This window comes from Agromyces sp. P2_B3, assembly GCF_056404815.1.
In genome coordinates this window covers 146,684-161,899 of the sequence record NZ_JBFUDH010000003.1, presented here as the reverse complement: position 1 = coordinate 161,899, position 15,216 = coordinate 146,684, and the positions used below count along the sequence as shown (strand labels likewise).

15 protein-coding genes are annotated in these 15,216 nt (G+C 71.5%); 5 read left to right on the top strand and 10 right to left on the bottom strand.

What is annotated here, in order from left to right; all coding sequences use genetic code 11:
* Positions 1–15: 15 nt before the first annotated feature.
* The gene (locus AC1DZA_RS06370; RefSeq protein WP_476763052.1) at positions 16–1,023 is read right to left on the bottom strand and encodes an aldo/keto reductase; all 1,008 of its coding nucleotides are present in this window, start codon (positions 1,021–1,023) and stop codon (positions 16–18) included.
* Positions 1,024–1,224: 201 nt separating this feature from the next.
* Between AC1DZA_RS06370 and ssb the strand changes: the two genes are divergently transcribed.
* From ssb to AC1DZA_RS06350, 4 genes are all read left to right on the top strand, one after another.
* Positions 1,225–1,758 carry a single-stranded DNA-binding protein gene (gene ssb / locus AC1DZA_RS06365; protein ID WP_476763053.1) on the top strand — a complete coding sequence of 178 codons (534 nt, stop codon included), beginning with the start codon at positions 1,225–1,227 and terminating at the stop codon, positions 1,756–1,758.
* An 80-nt stretch (positions 1,759–1,838) separates the two neighbouring features.
* Complete coding sequence (locus AC1DZA_RS06360) at positions 1,839–2,327, top strand: DUF6993 domain-containing protein (RefSeq protein WP_476772103.1); 489 nt, start codon at positions 1,839–1,841, stop codon at positions 2,325–2,327.
* Positions 2,328–2,332: 5 nt separating this feature from the next.
* On the top strand, positions 2,333–4,015 hold the full coding sequence (gene ettA, locus AC1DZA_RS06355; protein ID WP_309979112.1) for an energy-dependent translational throttle protein EttA: 1,683 nt from the start codon (positions 2,333–2,335) through the stop codon (positions 4,013–4,015).
* 1 nt (position 4,016) lies between these two features.
* A complete protein-coding gene (locus AC1DZA_RS06350; RefSeq protein WP_476772102.1) occupies positions 4,017–4,493 on the top strand; it encodes an acyl-CoA thioesterase in 477 nt (158 codons plus the stop codon).
* A gap of 2 nt (positions 4,494–4,495) precedes the next feature.
* On the opposite strand, the gene AC1DZA_RS06345 is transcribed toward AC1DZA_RS06350, so the two are convergent.
* Genes AC1DZA_RS06345 through AC1DZA_RS06335 form a run of 3 tightly spaced genes read right to left on the bottom strand, consistent with a single transcriptional unit; the run spans position 4,496 to position 6,447 of the window.
* Positions 4,496–5,017, bottom strand: a complete 522-nt coding sequence (locus tag AC1DZA_RS06345) for a hypothetical protein (RefSeq protein ID WP_476763055.1) — start codon at positions 5,015–5,017, stop codon at positions 4,496–4,498.
* Between the two features lies 1 nt (position 5,018).
* Entirely contained in the window at positions 5,019–5,513 is a 495-nt protein-coding gene (locus AC1DZA_RS06340; protein WP_476772101.1) for a QcrA and Rieske domain-containing protein, read from the bottom strand.
* Between the two features lie 52 nt (positions 5,514–5,565).
* Positions 5,566–6,447 carry an acyl-CoA thioesterase gene (locus AC1DZA_RS06335; RefSeq protein WP_476772100.1) on the bottom strand — a complete coding sequence of 294 codons (882 nt, stop codon included), beginning with the start codon at positions 6,445–6,447 and terminating at the stop codon, positions 5,566–5,568.
* A 92-nt stretch (positions 6,448–6,539) separates the two neighbouring features.
* Here AC1DZA_RS06335 and AC1DZA_RS06330 point away from each other — a divergent pair, with 92 nt between their 5' ends.
* Positions 6,540–7,220: a DUF8185 domain-containing protein gene (locus AC1DZA_RS06330; protein ID WP_476772099.1), complete on the top strand. Its 681-nt coding sequence runs from the start codon at positions 6,540–6,542 to the stop codon at positions 7,218–7,220.
* A 15-nt stretch (positions 7,221–7,235) separates the two neighbouring features.
* On the opposite strand, the gene AC1DZA_RS06325 is transcribed toward AC1DZA_RS06330, so the two are convergent.
* From AC1DZA_RS06325 to AC1DZA_RS06300, 6 genes are all read right to left on the bottom strand, one after another.
* Positions 7,236–8,882, bottom strand: a complete 1,647-nt coding sequence (locus tag AC1DZA_RS06325) for an FAD-binding dehydrogenase (RefSeq protein ID WP_476772353.1) — start codon at positions 8,880–8,882, stop codon at positions 7,236–7,238.
* 106 nt (positions 8,883–8,988) lie between these two features.
* Positions 8,989–9,396: a globin gene (locus AC1DZA_RS06320; RefSeq protein WP_476772352.1), complete on the bottom strand. Its 408-nt coding sequence runs from the start codon at positions 9,394–9,396 to the stop codon at positions 8,989–8,991.
* 53 nt (positions 9,397–9,449) lie between these two features.
* Positions 9,450–10,562, bottom strand: coding sequence for a mechanosensitive ion channel family protein (locus AC1DZA_RS06315; RefSeq protein ID WP_476772098.1), 1,113 nt, complete (start codon positions 10,560–10,562; stop codon positions 9,450–9,452).
* 11 nt (positions 10,563–10,573) lie between these two features.
* The gene (gene pepN, locus AC1DZA_RS06310) at positions 10,574–13,147 is read right to left on the bottom strand and encodes an aminopeptidase N (RefSeq protein WP_476772097.1); all 2,574 of its coding nucleotides are present in this window, start codon (positions 13,145–13,147) and stop codon (positions 10,574–10,576) included.
* A 34-nt stretch (positions 13,148–13,181) separates the two neighbouring features.
* Positions 13,182–13,886, bottom strand: coding sequence for a response regulator transcription factor (locus AC1DZA_RS06305; RefSeq protein ID WP_476772096.1), 705 nt, complete (start codon positions 13,884–13,886; stop codon positions 13,182–13,184).
* Complete coding sequence (locus AC1DZA_RS06300; protein WP_476772095.1) at positions 13,883–15,211, bottom strand: sensor histidine kinase; 1,329 nt, start codon at positions 15,209–15,211, stop codon at positions 13,883–13,885. Before AC1DZA_RS06300 ends, AC1DZA_RS06305 begins: the two co-directional genes overlap by 4 nt.
* Positions 15,212–15,216 lie beyond the last annotated feature (5 nt).

Sequence of the window (15,216 nt, the reverse complement as noted above, 5' to 3'; positions counted from 1 at the left end):
CCGTGCGGCGCGAGGTCAGCCGAGCGCGGTGCCGTGCGCGGCGAAGGGCTCGATCCGGGCGATCTCCTCGGCGTCGAGCGGGGCCGCGTCGAGGGCGGCCACGTTCTGCTCGAGCTGCGCCACGCTGGACGCGCCGATGAGCGCGCTCGCGACGAGCGGCTCGCGGAGCACCCAGGACAGCGCGAGCTGGGCGATGCTCTGCCCGCGTTCCTTCGCGATCGCATCGAGCCCGCGCACCCGCTCGAGGTACTCGTCGCTGATCTTCTCGGCCGACAGGAACCGGCTGGTCGCGGCACGGGAGTCCGCGGGGACGTCGCCGGAGAGGTAGCGGTCGGTGAGGAGGCCCTGCGCGAGCGGCGAGAAGACGATGCTGGCCGCGCCGACCTCCTCGAGCACGGGGAACAGCCCATCCTCGATGTGGCGGTCGAACATCGAGTAGCGCGGCTGGTGGATGAGCAGCGGCACCCCCTCGGCCTCGAGCGCGGCCGCGGCGGCGCGCGTCTGCTCGGGCGAGTAGTTCGAGATGCCCACGTAGAGCGCCTTGCCCTGGCGCACCGCGCTCGCGAGCGCGCCCATGGTCTCCTCGACGGGCGTCTCGGGGTCGGGACGGTGGGAGTAGAAGATGTCGACGTAGTCGAGTCCGAGGCGCCCGAGGCTCTGGTCGAGCGACGACAGAAGGTACTTGCGCGAGCCGAAGTCGCCGTACGGGCCGGGCCACATGTCGTACCCGGCCTTCGACGACACGACGAGCTCGTCGCGGTAGGGCGCGAGGTCGGTGGCCAGCATGCGGCCGAAGTTCTCCTCGGCGCTGCCCGCGGGAGGGCCGTAGTTGTTGGCGAGGTCGAAGTGCGTGATGCCGAGGTCGAACGCCCGGCGCACGATCGCGCGCTGCGTGTCCCACGGGCGGTCGTGGCCGAAGTTGTGCCAGAGGCCGAGCGACAGTGCGGGCAGCTTCAGCCCGCTCCGTCCGACCCGGTTGTAGCGCATGCGATCGTAGCGTTCCGGAGTGGCGACGTAGGTCATCCGACTACTCTATGGCGACGTCTCGTCCTCGACAGGGCCGGCCTGTGGTCCGCTCGCCCCCGATGCATCGACGGCTGACCCGGATGCCGCGTGGGGACGCGATCCTGATGCGACGCGGCATCCGGGGCATGGTCCGGCACGAGCAGCTCCGGATGCCGCGAGCCGCCGATTCGCGGCGGCGCAGACTCCGAGGAGCATGACATGACCGACACCATCACCGTGACCGGCGCCGTGGGCAACGACCCGCGCGTGCACGTGACCAGCCAGGGACTCGCGATCACCTCGTTCCGGCTCGCGTCGACCCGGCGCTACTTCGACCGGGCGAAGGGCGCCTGGGAGGACGGGGAGACGAACTGGTACACCGTCTCAGGCTTCCGACAGCTCGCGAACAACGCCGCCACCTCCATCCGCAAGGGCGACCGGGTGGTCGTGCACGGACGCCTCCGCCTCCGAGCCTGGGACAACGGAGAGAAGTCGGGCACGGCCATCGAGATCGAGGCCGAGGCGATCGGGCATGACCTCACCTGGGGCACCACCGTGCTCACCAAGGTGCGGAGGGAGCCGGCACCCGACACCGAGGCCGGCGGCTCATCCGAATCGAACGCGTGGCCCGGCTCCGAAGGCGTGGTGCCGCCGGCCGGTCTCGGATCCGTGGCGGCGGACGAGGGCCTCGACGACCTCGCCGACGACGATGACGTCGACGCCCGCGAGGCGCAGCTGGCGAGTGCCGTGTGAGGGCGTTCGCGACCGCTCGATCCGTTCACCCACCCCATAGACTCGGCTCGGGCGGTCGCACCGCCGGATGAGGGGGAGCGATGGCACGGCGGGTTCCGAGGTTCGCGGTCTCGGCGTTGGCCGGGGCCGCGCTGGTTGTGGCCCTCGCCGCCTGCACGGGCACTTCGCCCGGCCAGCCCTCCGCATCGGCCTCGCCGAGCACTCCGGCGACCGCGCGACCGACGCCGAGCGCACCGCCGACGCTCAGCCCGCAGCTCTCCGCGTCGGAGAACCTTGCGTACTTCGACGGCGTCAACGCCGCGGTCGTCGCCGGCAAGGCCGACGCGGGCGGACGGGATTTCATCGATGCGCTCGTCGCAGCGGGATTCGACAAGTCGCAGATGGAGGTGACGGCGGACCGCACCAGCGTCGACCTGCAGGCCGATTCGGTGCAGTTCGCGGTGCTGTTCCAGGGCGAGTGCCTCGTGGGACAGTACGGGCTGGCATCCGGCGGCTACCACAGCGCCGTACGGCCCGCACTCGGCACCGGCGGCTGTCTCGTCGGCGAGACGCGACCCATAGACTGGTAGGCGACATGGCGGATTACATTTACTCGATGGTGCGCGCCCGCAAGGCGGTCGGCGACAAGGTCATTCTCGACGACGTGACGATGGCGTTCCTCCCAGGGGCCAAGATCGGCGTCGTCGGCCCGAACGGTGCCGGAAAGTCCACGATCCTGAAGATCATGGCCGGACTCGACCAGCCCTCCAACGGCGAGGCGAAGCTCACCCCCGGCTACTCCGTCGGCATCCTCATGCAGGAGCCGGTGCTCGACGAGACCAAGACCGTGCTCGAGAACGTCCAGGAGGGCGTCGGGCCGATCAAGGCGAAGGTCGACCGCTTCAACGAGATCTCGCTCGCGATGGCCGAGCCCGACGCCGACTTCGACGCGCTGCTCGCCGAGATGGGCACGCTGCAGGAGGCCATCGACGCCGCCGACGCGTGGGACCTCGACTCCCAGCTCGAGCAGGCGATGGACGCGCTGCGCTGCCCGCCGGGCGACGAGCAGGTGTCGGTGCTCTCGGGCGGTGAGAAGCGCCGCGTGGCGCTCTGCAAGCTCCTGCTGCAGAAGCCCGACCTGCTCCTCCTCGACGAGCCCACCAACCACCTCGACGCTGAGAGCGTGCTCTGGCTCGAGCAGCACCTCGCGAAGTACCCCGGCGCCGTGCTGGCCGTCACCCACGACCGGTACTTCCTCGACCACGTCGCGGAGTGGATCTGCGAGGTCGACCGCGGCCGGCTCTACCCCTACGAGGGCAACTACTCGACCTACCTCGAGAAGAAGCAGGAGCGACTCACCGTCCAGGGCAAGAAGGACGCGAAGCTCGCCAAGCGCCTGGCCGACGAGCTCGACTGGGTCCGCTCCAACGCGAAGGGCCGCCAGGCCAAGTCGAAGGCGCGCCTCGCCCGCTACGAGGAGATGGCGGCCGAGGCCGATCGCACGCGCAAGCTCGACTTCGAGGAGATCCAGATCCCGCCGGGCCCGCGCCTGGGCGACATCGTCCTCGAGGCGAAGAGCCTGAAGAAGGGCTTCGGCGACCGCGTGCTCATCGAGGGCCTCAGCTTCACGCTCCCGCGCAACGGCATCGTCGGCATCATCGGCCCCAACGGCGTCGGCAAGTCCACGCTCTTCAAGACGATCGTCGGCATGGAACCGCTCGACGACGGCAAGCTGAAGGTCGGCGAGACCGTCAAGATCTCCTACGTCGACCAGTCGCGTGGCGGCATCGACCCGAACAAGACGCTCTGGGAGGTCGTGTCCGACGGGCTCGACTACATCCAGGTCGGCAAGACCGAGGTGCCGAGCCGCGCCTATGTCTCGACCTTCGGCTTCAAGGGCCCCGACCAGCAGAAGCGGGCCGGCATCCTCTCGGGCGGTGAGCGCAACCGGCTGAACCTCGCCCTGACGCTCAAGCAGGGCGGCAACCTCCTCCTGCTCGACGAGCCCACGAACGACCTCGACGTCGAGACGCTCTCGAGCCTCGAGAACGCACTGCTCGAGTTCCCGGGCTGCGCTGTCGTGATCACCCACGACCGGTGGTTCCTCGACCGCATCGCGACGCACATCCTCGCCTACGAGGGCACCGAGGAGAACCCGTCGTACTGGCACTGGTTCGAGGGCAACTTCGAGGCGTACGAGGCGAACAAGATCGAGCGCCTCGGCGCGGATGCCGCGAAGCCGCACCGTTCCGCCTACCGCAAGCTCACGAGGGACTGACGTGCGGCTGCACGTGCCGACGCCGCTCCGGTGGTCCGACCTCGACGCGTACGGCCACGTGAACAACGCCCGGATGCTGAGCCTCCTCGAGGAGGCCCGCATCCAGGCGTTCTGGGTGAGCACCGACACGCCAGAGCATGCGGTCGGCGCCTCGACCGCGGTCATCGACGCCTCACCCGGCGCGAGCACGAGCACGCTCATCGCCCGGCAGGAGGTCGAGTACCTCGCGCCGATCCCGTATCAGCGCCAGCCGCTCGACGTCGAACTCTGGATCGGCCACATGGGCGGTGCGAGCCTCGACGTCTGCTACGAGGTGTTCTCACCAGACGGCGTCGAGCCGCGGGTGCTCTACACCCGGGCCATCACGACGATCGTGCTGGTCGACACCGAGACCGAGCGTCCGCGTCGCATCTCCGATCGCGAGCGGGCGGCGTGGGAGCCCTACCTGGGCGAGCCGCTCGCGTTCCGTCGTCGCTGACCTCAGCGGTCGAGCGGTACGTCGCTGTACGAGCCCTCCCACACGGCGCGGCTGCCCGACTCGCCGATCTGCACGATCGTCCACGTCGCACCCGCCGTCGCGACGACCGCGGCGATCGTCAGCACGACCCCCACGGCGACGCGGATGGCGCGCGACGGGCGGCGCGGCGCGGCATCCGTCGCCTGTGGGGCAGCCAACCGCTCGACGACGGCCCACGCCGCGACGAGCACCGCCACGACGAGCAGCCCCCAGAGCCACGGCACGATGTCCTCGCCCTGCGTCGTGTGCTCCGCGATGAGCGGCGCAACAGGCGCGCGCGCCTGCAGCCACTCGCCCGCCTCGATCGTCACGAGGCCGAGCGGGAGGAGCAGGGCGGCGGCGACGAGCACCGGGATCCAGAGCACCCGACGCGCGGCCGGCCACGCCGCGATGACGACGAGTGCCAGGCCCACCAGCGGCGTGAGCACGATGACGGCGTGCACGAGGAGGACGTGCAGCGGCAACCCCGCGAACGTGTACTCCACGTCAGGAGGCCGCGACGATGCGGTCGCCCGAGATCGCGACCGGGATCGATAGAAGCGGCTCAAGCGCGGGGCCGTTGAGCACGTCGCCCGTCGCGGCGTCGAACTTCGAGCCGTGGCAGGGGCAGTCGAACTTGTCACCTGCGGCGGCGACGACGCAGCGCTGGTGCGTGCAGATGGCACTGAACGCGACGACCTGGCCGGCGGTCGGCTGCGCGATGAGTGCGGGCTCGCCGTTGATGGTGGCGTCGATGCTGCCGCCCACCGGCACATCGGCGAGGGCGGCGATGTCCTCGCCGGCGGCCGGGGCATCGGGAGCGCCGGTCGCTTCGGTCACCGGTTCGTCGGTCACGCTCGGCGCCGCCGACGTCGGCTTCGGTGAGGTGGCGCCGTCGGGATCGTCGGCTGCGCAGGCCGCGAGCGCGAGCACGCCGCCGACGGCGCCGGCGGATCCGACGGTCAGCACGGTGCGCCGGGTGAGGTGTGAGGGCGTCGTCATGGCCTGCTCCTTCGTTCGGTCGAGCGTCGTGTGCGTCGTGTGCGTCGTGTGGTCAGTCGCGTGCGTCGGGCTCCGGCACGCGGATCATGCCCTCCTGCGCGACGCTGGCGATCAGCACGCCGTCGCGCGTGTAGATGCGGCCGAGCGACAGCCCGCGCCCGCCGCTGGCCGAGGGCGACTCCTGCGTGTACAGCAGCCATTCGTCGACACGCGCGTCGCGGTGCCACCACATCGCGTGGTCGAGGCTCGCCACCTTCAGCCCGGGCGTCGCCCACGCCACGCCATGGGCGCGGAGCACCGGCTCGAGGATCGTGTAGTCGCTCGCGTAGGCGAGGGCCGCGCGGTGCTGCTTCGGATCGTCCGAGAGGGTGCCGACCGCCTTCATCCACACGGCCTGGCGCGGCACGCGGTCGCCGTCGACCCGGAGGTACACGGGAGACGGGATGTGGCGCACGTCGAACGCCCGCTCGCTCGACCAGTATCGTGCGACGTCGTGGTCGACGTGGCCGAGCACGTCGGCGGTCGACGGCAGCGATTCGGGCTCGGGGAGGTCGTGCGGCATGTCGACCTGGTGCTCGACGCCGTCGTCGTGCGTCTGGAACGAGGCGATGAGCGACAGGATCGGCTCGCCGTGCTGGTACGCCTGCGTGCGCCGCGTCGAGAACGACCGCCCGTCGTGGATGCGGTCGACCGAGAAGGTGATCGGGTGCTGCACGTCGCCGGGCCGCAGGAAGTAGCCGTGCATCGAGTGCACCGTGCGGTCGGACGCCACGGTGTGCATGGCGGCGACGATGGACTGGGCGAGCACCTGCCCGCCGAAGACGCGGCCGAGCGGCATCCACTGCGACGGCCCCGTGAAGATGTCCTCGGTGGTGCGGGCGCCCGTGTCGGTGAGGTTCAGGGTGCTCAGCAGGCCGTCGATGGGACCGTTCATCGTTCCTCCGTGTCATGGGGGCGGCCGCTGGACGACGCCGAAGACGCCGACGTCAGGGGGCGGCGGCGCTCCCTTGGTAGTTTAGACAGCAGATGGTTCAACAACTCACGCTCGCCGACAGCCTGTCGCTCGGTGACCTGCACACCTACCTGCAGCGCGCCGGGCGCGTCGAGGACGGTTCGGTGCGCCTCGTCGCCGGTTCCGGCATCCTCGCGGTCTACACGGCGATCCTGTATCCGCGCGGCATCCTCGACGAGAGCCCGACGGTCCTCGGGCTGCGCACCTTCGCGCTCTTCGAGACCGAGGACTTCGACGTGGTCGTGCCGATGCGGTCGCTCGTCGAGCGCATCGTGCGTGCACGCTCCGAACTCGCCGACGACGACGAGTCGCGTCCGGTCACGATGACCCGGCCGCCCGAGGTGAACACGGTCACGTGGGCGGGCATCTCGCCGCCCAGGGGCGGCTGGCGCCCCCTCGGCGAGACGGATGCCGCGACCCTCGAGGCCGCGGCACGCGCGGGCATCGACGAGGTCGCGACCGCCATCCCCGAGGGCACCGGCGAGCAGCTGGTGCAGCGCGTGCGCTCCGAGGTGTGGGGACGTGGCGTGCAGGGGCTCGAGTACGTGCCCGCCGGTGCGGCGTTCGGCGCCTTCAGCCTCGGGTTCCTCGGCGACGACCCGGTGCGGCTCTTCGAGACAGGCCCGTGGACGCGCCTCACGTCGCGGCGCGGGCACGTGCTCGTGCGGCGCAAGCCCTGGACGCTCAAGGCGTAGGCGCGCCGCCGCCGCTCAGCCCCGGGCGATCGCCCGCCCGGCCGCACGACCCGTGAAGAGGCATCCGCCGAGGAAGGTGCCCTCGAGCGCGCGATAGCCGTGCACGCCGCCGCCGCCGAACCCCGCGGCCTCGCCGACCGCGTAGAGCCCCGGCACGACCGTGCCGTCGGACGCGAGGGCCCGCGAGTCGAGGTCGGTCTGGATGCCGCCGAGGCTCTTGCGCGTGAGCACGTGCAGCTTCACGGCGATGAGCGGACCCGCCTTCGGGTCGAGGATCCGGTGCGGCGTCGCCACCCGGATGAGCTTGTCGCCTCGGTACTTGCGGGCCCCACGCACCGCGGTGAGCTGCAGGTCCTTCGAGAACTCGTTCTCGAGCTCGCGGTCGCGCGCCACGATCTCGCGCTCGATGTTGTCGGTGTCGATCGGCACCTCGGGCGAGAGGGCGCGCATGCCGTCGAAGAGCTCGGGCAGGGTGTCGGCGACCACGAAGTCCAGGCCGTGCTGCTTGAACGCCTCCACGGGGCCCGGTGCGCCCGAGCCGAGCCGGTCGGCGAGCAGCTTCAGGTCCTTGCCGGTGAGGTCGGGGTTCTGCTCGCTGCCCGACAGCGCGAACTCCTTCTCGATGATCTTCTGCGTCAGCACGAACCACGAGTGGGCGTGGCCGGTGGACACGATGTGCTCCAGCGTGCCGAGGGTGTCGAAGCCGGGGAAGAGCGGCACGGGCAGGCGGCGGCCCTCGGCGTCGAACCACAGCGACGAGGGACCGGGCAGGATGCGGATGCCGTGCTTGGGCCACACCGGATCCCAGTTCGTGATGCCCTCGGTGTAGTGCCACATGCGATCGCCGTTGACGAGTCGGGCGCCCGCGCGTTCGGCGATGGGCAGCATCCGGCCGTCGACATGCGCGGGAACCCCCGAGAGCAGGCTCTCGGGCGCGACGCCCATGCGCTCGGGCCAGAACTCCCGCACCAGGTCGTGATTGCCGCCGATACCACCGGATGCCACGACGACGGCCGGCGCCCGCAGATCGAAGTCGCCCACCACGTCGCGGTTGCTCGGCTCGCCGCGCCCGGCGGCGTCGGGGGCGAGCACGGCCCCGCGGACGCCGACCACGACGCCCGACTCGACGACGACCTCGTCGACACGGTGCCGGTGCCGGAACTCGACGAGACCGGCCGCGGCCCCGGCCTGCACCCGGGCGATGAACGGCGCAAGCACGCCCGGCCCGGTGCCCCACGTGATGTGGAAGCGGGGAACCGAGTTGCCGTGGCCGATGGCGTTGTAGCCGCCGCGCTCGGCCCAGCCGACGACGGGGAAGAACCGGACGCCCTTCTCATGCAGCCATGCGCGCTTCTCGCCGGCCGCGAACTCGACGTAGGCGTCAGCCCAGCGCCGGCCCCACTCGTCCTCGTCGCGATCGAACCCGGCGGTGCCCGACCAGTCCTGCTTCGCCAGCTCGAGGGAGTCCTTCACGCCCATCCGACGCTGCTCGGGCGAATCGACGAGGAAGAGTCCGCCGAACGACCAGTGCGCCTGCCCGCCGAGGCTCGCCTCGGGTTCCTGCTCGACGATCACCACGCGCTTGCCCGCGTCGACCAGCTCGGCCGCGGCGACGAGGCCCGAGAGGCCCGCACCGACGATGATCGCGTCGGGCTCGCGCACCGAGGACCGGGACGCGGGGGATGCGGGGGATGAGGGCGCGGGGGTGGCGGCCACGTGGACTCCTTCGTCTGGGTGGTGCGGGGTGGGTGGGTGGGTGGGTGGGTGTTCAGTCCTCGAAGGTATTGACCATCGCGAACGCGGCTCGCTGCAGGTAGTCCCACAGCGTCTCCTCGGCGAGCGGCGGCAGGTCGAGCGAGTCGACCGCCGCGCGCATGTGCGCGAGCCAGCGGTCGCGCGCGTCGGGGTTCACCTTGAAGGGCAGGTGCCGCATCCGGAGGCGGGGATGTCCGCGCTGCTCGCTGTAGGTGCCGGGCCCGCCCCAGTACTGCTCGAGGAACATGGTCAGTCGCTCGGCGGCCGGCCCGAGGTCCTCCTCGGGATACATCGGCCGGAGCACGGGATCCTCGGCGACGCCCTGGTAGAACTCGGCGACGAGTCGCTCGAACGTGGCACGTCCGCCGACGGTCTCGTAGAACGAGGGCCCGAGCGCCGCCCCGTGCTCGCTGCCGCGCAGGGGCACGCCCGCCGGTTGCACCGGGCCGGATGCCGCGGGGTTCGCCTGATCGGTCACTGGGCGCCTCCCGTGGCCGGCGGCTTCGGGGCGCGGGGGGCGCGGGGAACCTTCGGCTTCGTGGCGATGGCCGTGCGCGAGGCATCCGTCGTCACCACGCTGCTGGGCCCGGTCTTCGGCGGCTTCGCGCCCTTGACCCGGGTCGCGCCGTCGAAGCCGCTGAGCACGACGCTCGAGAGGCTCGGGAGCGTCACGCCCATGGCATCCATCGCGTGCTTCAGGCGGGTGCGGAGCTCGCGGGCCACGTCGTCCTTCGACGACGTGCGCACCTTCATGACGATGCGGATGACCATCGCTTCATCGGAGATCGACTCGAGGCCCCAGATCTCGGGCTTCTCGAGGACGCGCGAACGCCACTTGCCCGACTGCGCGAGCTCGGTGGCGGTGCGCAGCATCTCGCTCTCGACGGCTTCCACGTCGGCATCGTACGGCACGGCGAGGTCGAGGATGACCCGCGCCCAGCCCTGCGACATGTTGCCCACCCGGAGGATCTCGCCGTTGCGCACGAACCACAGCGTGCCGTTCACGTCGCGCACCGTCGTCACGCGGATGCGCACCTCCTCGACGATGCCGGTGGCCGGCCCGAGGTCGACCACGTCGCCCACGCCGAGCTGGTCCTCCACGACCATGAAGATGCCGTTCAGTGCGTCCTTCACGATGTTCTGCGCGCCGAAGCCGAGGCCGGCGCCGACCGCCGCGGAGAGCAGCGCGAAGGAGCCGAGGATGGCGGGGTCGATGGTGCTCACGATCATCAGCGTGACGACGATGAAGAGCGTCACGTTCACGATGTTCGTCAGCACCGTGCCGAGCGTGCGCGTGCGCTGCACGACGCGCACGGCGGCGAGCGGCGACGCCTGCAGGGCCTGCGTGTCGGTGACGTCCTGCTTCTTCTTGACGCCCGACACCACGCGGTTCACGGTGCGGTCGATGACGAAGTGCAAGATCCAGCGGATGAGGAACGCGATCGCGATGATGAAGAGGATCGCGATGAGCTTGCCGACGATGACGTCCCAGTTGTCGGCCCAGAACTGTGCCACGCCCGCCCAGAAGTTGCCGCTGAGCGGGGTCTCGTCGGCAGGGTCGGTGGGGGTCTCTGCGGCTCGGAACATGGTGAGAGAGTCTACTGAGCCGCGCCCGAGAGCACGCTGGCATCGCACGCGCGAGCCGCCAACGCCCGCTCGAGTTCATCGAGCTGCTCGGACACGAGACGGTGCAACGGCGCCGGCGCGGGATTCGCGGCCAGCCAGTCTCGAGCCATGCCGGCGAGCTCCTCGTCGACGAGCGGCGACGGGAAGAGCCGCGACACGATGAGCGAGGCCATGGTGAAGCTCCGCTCCGACCAGGTGCGCTGCAGCATCTCGAAGTACGCGGTGGCCGTCGTCGCCAGCAGCTCGGGTGCCGTCGTGCGACGCCAGCCCTCGGCGATGGCGCGGGCGAGGTCGTTCGACAGGCTCGCATCGGTCGCGACGCGACGCCACGCGGCATCCTTCACCGCCTGGTCGGGGCGGGCCGCGCGGGCCGTCTCCGCGAGCTGGCGGCCCTTCGCGGTCTCGTCGAGCGCGAGCGCCGCGTCGATCTCATCGTCGGATGCCCCGCCGAGCGCGGCGCGCGCGATCACGAGCTCCCACCGCAGGTCGAGGTCGACCTCGAGGCCGGGCAGCTTGATCGAGCCGTCGAGGAGGCTGCCGAGCACGTCGGCGTGCGCCTGCGTCGCCGCCAGTCGGGTGAACGCCTTCACGAACTGCAGCTGGGTGTCGCTGCCCGCCTCCGCGAGCTCCGCGAGCGCCCACACCGCGTCGCCCGTCTCGGCCGCGATCCGCTCGCGGTGCTCGTCGGCCAGGTAGCGGCCGACGGCGAGCTCGAGTCGGGAGAGGGCGAGGCCCCGCGCGGCGGACTGCGTCTCGTGGCCGACGCTGCCGAGCACGAGCCGCACGAACTCGCTTGCGGGCAGCTCGGCGTCGCGCACCGCATCCCACGCCGAGCCGAGCACGACCGCCCGCGCGACGGGGTCGGCGAGTTCGGCCAGGCCCGCGATCGCGGCGGCGAACGACGCCTCGTCGAGCCGCACCTTGGCATAGGTGAGGTCGTCGTCGTTCACGAGCAGCAGGTCGGGGCGCTGGACGCCGACGAGGTCGGGAACGTCGGTGACGGCGCCGTCGACGTCGAGCTCGAGGCGGTGCGTGCGCACGAGGGCGCCGTGCTCGTCGGAGGAATAGCAGCCGATCGCGACACGATGCGGGCGGAGGGTCGGATGTGCCGCCGCCGCGGTCTGCTCGATGCGCGCCGCGGTGATCGTGCCCGCGGCATCCGTCTCGACGATCGCTCGCAGGGTGTTCACTCCGGCGGTCTCGAGCCAGAGCTCGGACCACCGGGTGAGGTCCCGCCCGCTCGCCCGCTCGAGCTCGTCGAGGAGGTCGCGCAGGGTGGCGTTGCCACCGCCGTGAGCCGTCAGGTAGGCGCCGACGCCCCGCTGGAACGCCTCGAGGCCGACCCACGCGACGAGCTGCTTCAAGACCGAGGCGCCCTTGTCGTAGGTGATGGCGTCGAAGTTGACCTCGACGTCGCCGAGGTCGCGGATCTCGGCGACGATCGGATGCGTCGAGGGAAGCTGGTCCTGCTCGGCCGCGTGGGTCTTCTCGTCGCTCGCGAACGTCGCCCAGACGCCCGTGAACTCCGTGACCTGCGACGTGGCGAGCGTCGACGCCCACGTGGCGAACGACTCGTTCAGCCAGAGGTCGTTCCACCAGCGCATGGTCACCGAGTTGCCGAACCACATGTGGCTGAGCTCGTGCAGCACCACGATGGCCCGCTGCTCGCGCCGGGCGTCCGAGACGCGCGACCGGAACAGGTAGCCCTCGTTGAACGTGACGGCGCCGACGTTCTCCATGGCGCCCCAGTTGTACTCGGGCACGAAGACCTGGTCGTACTTGCCGAAGGGATAGGGGACGCCGAAGGCCTGCTCGTAGAACGCGAGTCCCGCCTGCACCGTCTCGAACATGACGTCGGGCTCGGCGTACTGCGCGAGCGAGGCGCGGGTGAAGAGGCCGAGCGGCACGTCGCGGCCGTCGATGCTGCGAGCCGCGCCGCGCCAGGCCGCATACGGGCCGGCGATGATGGCGACGATGTAGCTCGAGATGACCGGGCCCGTCTCGAACGCCCACGTCGCGGTCGTGCCGTCGGTACCTGCCGGCACCGGGTCGGGCGTGGGCGCGTTGCTGAGCACCTGCCACGCGGCGGGTGCCGTGATGGTGAACCGCACCGACGCCTTGAGGTCGGGCTGGTCGAACACGGCGTACACCCGGTTCGCCTCGGCCACCGCGAACTCCGTGTAGAGGTACGCGGCGTCGTCGACGGGGTCGACGAAGCGGTGCAGGCCCTCGCCGGTGTTCGAATAGGCGCGCGTCGACCGCACCACGAGCTCGTTCTGCGCCTCGAGGTCGCTGAGGCGGATGCGGTTGCCGTCGATGACCGCTGCCGGATCCAGCGGGCGGCCGTTCAGCACGACTTCGTGCACCTCGAGGGTCGTCGACTCGATGAAGGTGGAGGCGCCGGGCGTCGCGCCGAACCGCACCACCGTGGTGGACCCGAACGTGCCGCCGTCGCCCGTGAGGTCGAGTTCGACCTCGTATCGGGGTGCGCGCACGATGCCGACGCGCTCCTCTGCCTCGAGTCGGGTGAGGTGTGCAGCTGGCATCGATGGGCCCTCCGTGTCGGTGTGCCCAGCCAGCCTACCGACGCTGGGGCGACGTTCCCGGCCCGCCGAGGAGCCCGTGCTCGTAGGCGAGGATGACGAGGTGCACGCGGTCTCGGGCGCCGAGCTTCTGCAGGATGCGGCCGACGTGGGTCTTGACGGTCGATTCGGAGAGGAAGAACCTCGACGCGAGCTCGGTGTTGTTGAGACCCTCGGCGATCGCCACGAGGATCTCGCGTTCTCGGGGCGACAGCCGGTCGAACAGCTCGGCGCGCGCATCGGCGGCGGCTCCCGCGGGCGGGAGGTCGGCTGCGAACAGCTCGATCATCCGGCGGGTGACGCGGGGCGCGAGCGACGCCTCGCCCGCGTGCACGGTGCGGATCGCGGTCGTGAGCTCCTGCGGCCGGGCGTCCTTCAGGAGGAAGCCGCTGGCGCCGGCCCGGATCGCCGCGAACGCGTACTCGTCGAGGTCGAAGGTCGTGAGCACGATGACCCGCGGCGCGGCCGGTCCGCCGGTCACCTCGGCGGTGGCGGCGATGCCGTCGACCCCGGGCATGCGCACGTCCATGAGCATCACGTCGACGGACGTGGATCGGGCCAGCTCGACGGCCGCGGCGCCGTCGCCGGCTTCGCCCACCACGACGAGGTCGGGTTCCGCCTCGAGCACCATCCGGAAGCCGGTGCGCACGAGCGCCTGGTCGTCGACGATGGCCACGCGGATGTCCCGCCGGTCATCGTTCACGTCGGGTCCTCCGCCCGTGCCTCCGCGTCGACGGCGGCATCGGGGGCACGTCGGTCATCCGCCGCCTCCAGCGTCGCGTGCATGCGCCAACCGCCGGTCGACCGTGGGCCCGCATCGAGCGTGCCGCCGTAGAGCCCGACCCGCTCGCGAAGGCCAGGCAAGCCCCGACCGGAGCCGACGATCCGGGGCACGCCGTGGGCGTGGCCGTCGTCCTCCACGACGACCTCGACCGCGTCGTCGCCGTGGAGGATGCGGACGTCGACCTGCTGCGCCCCGTCGGCGTGCCGTAACGCGTTCGTGAGGCCCTCCTGCACGAGCCGGTAGACCGCGAGCTCCAGCGTCGGCTCCGTGATGGGCGCTCCGGTGGTGGTGAGGCGTACGGGCAGGCCGGCGTCGCGGAAGCCCTCGACGAGCGCCGGGATCGCGTCGACGCCGGGCTGCGGCGCCCGATCGGCGGAGCCGGCGGCATCCGTCGGCCCCTCGAGCACGCCCAGCATGCGCCGCATCTCGCCGAGCGCGTCGCGGCCGGCCTCCGCGACGTGACGCATCGTCGTCGCGGCGCGCTCGGGGTCCTTGGGGGCGGTCGCCGCCGATCCCTCCGCGAGCGTGATCATGACGGTGAGCCCGTGCGACACGATGTCGTGCATCTCCCGGGCGATGCGGGCGCGCTCCGCCGCGGCGGCGAGCTGCGACTGCTGGTCGCGCTCCCTGGCCAGGTCGTGCGCGCGGGCGATCAGCGCGTCCAGGTAGCGCCGCCGATTGCCGACGCTGACGCCGATGAGGGTCGCCACGAGCATGAGCACCGCGAAGGAGAGCGCGGCGCTCAACGCGTCGCCGTCGAGCGGCACTGCCCCGGCAGCCCGTCTGATCGCCGCGGAGAGGTACGCGGCGCCCGCGCCGACCGCGGCCGACGTGCCGAACCCGATCCACGCCGACCGCGAGGTGCCGTACACGGCGAGCCCGTAGAGCGCGAGCAGGATGGCGAACACGTCGACCGACGGGGCCCAGATCGAGGCGAGGCACGCCAGCCAGGCGAGGGCGAGCACCAGTCGGGGATGCGTGCGCCGAGCGATCAGCAGCCCGAGCCCCGCCGCGAGCGCGGCGGCCACGACCGCGATCGCCAGGCCCGGCGCAAGCTGCTGCTGCGCCGCCGAGACGATCGTGATGACGATGGTGGGAACGCCGTAGATCCCGGCGATGAGCGCGTCGGCGAATCGCGGATGCCGCGCCCAGTAGCGGCGCGCGACCCCGGGCGCTCGCGGCAGGCGCAGCTCGCCCCCGGCCACCGGGTCCTGGTGGTCGGGGGCGGGCCGTGACGCGGTCATGGACA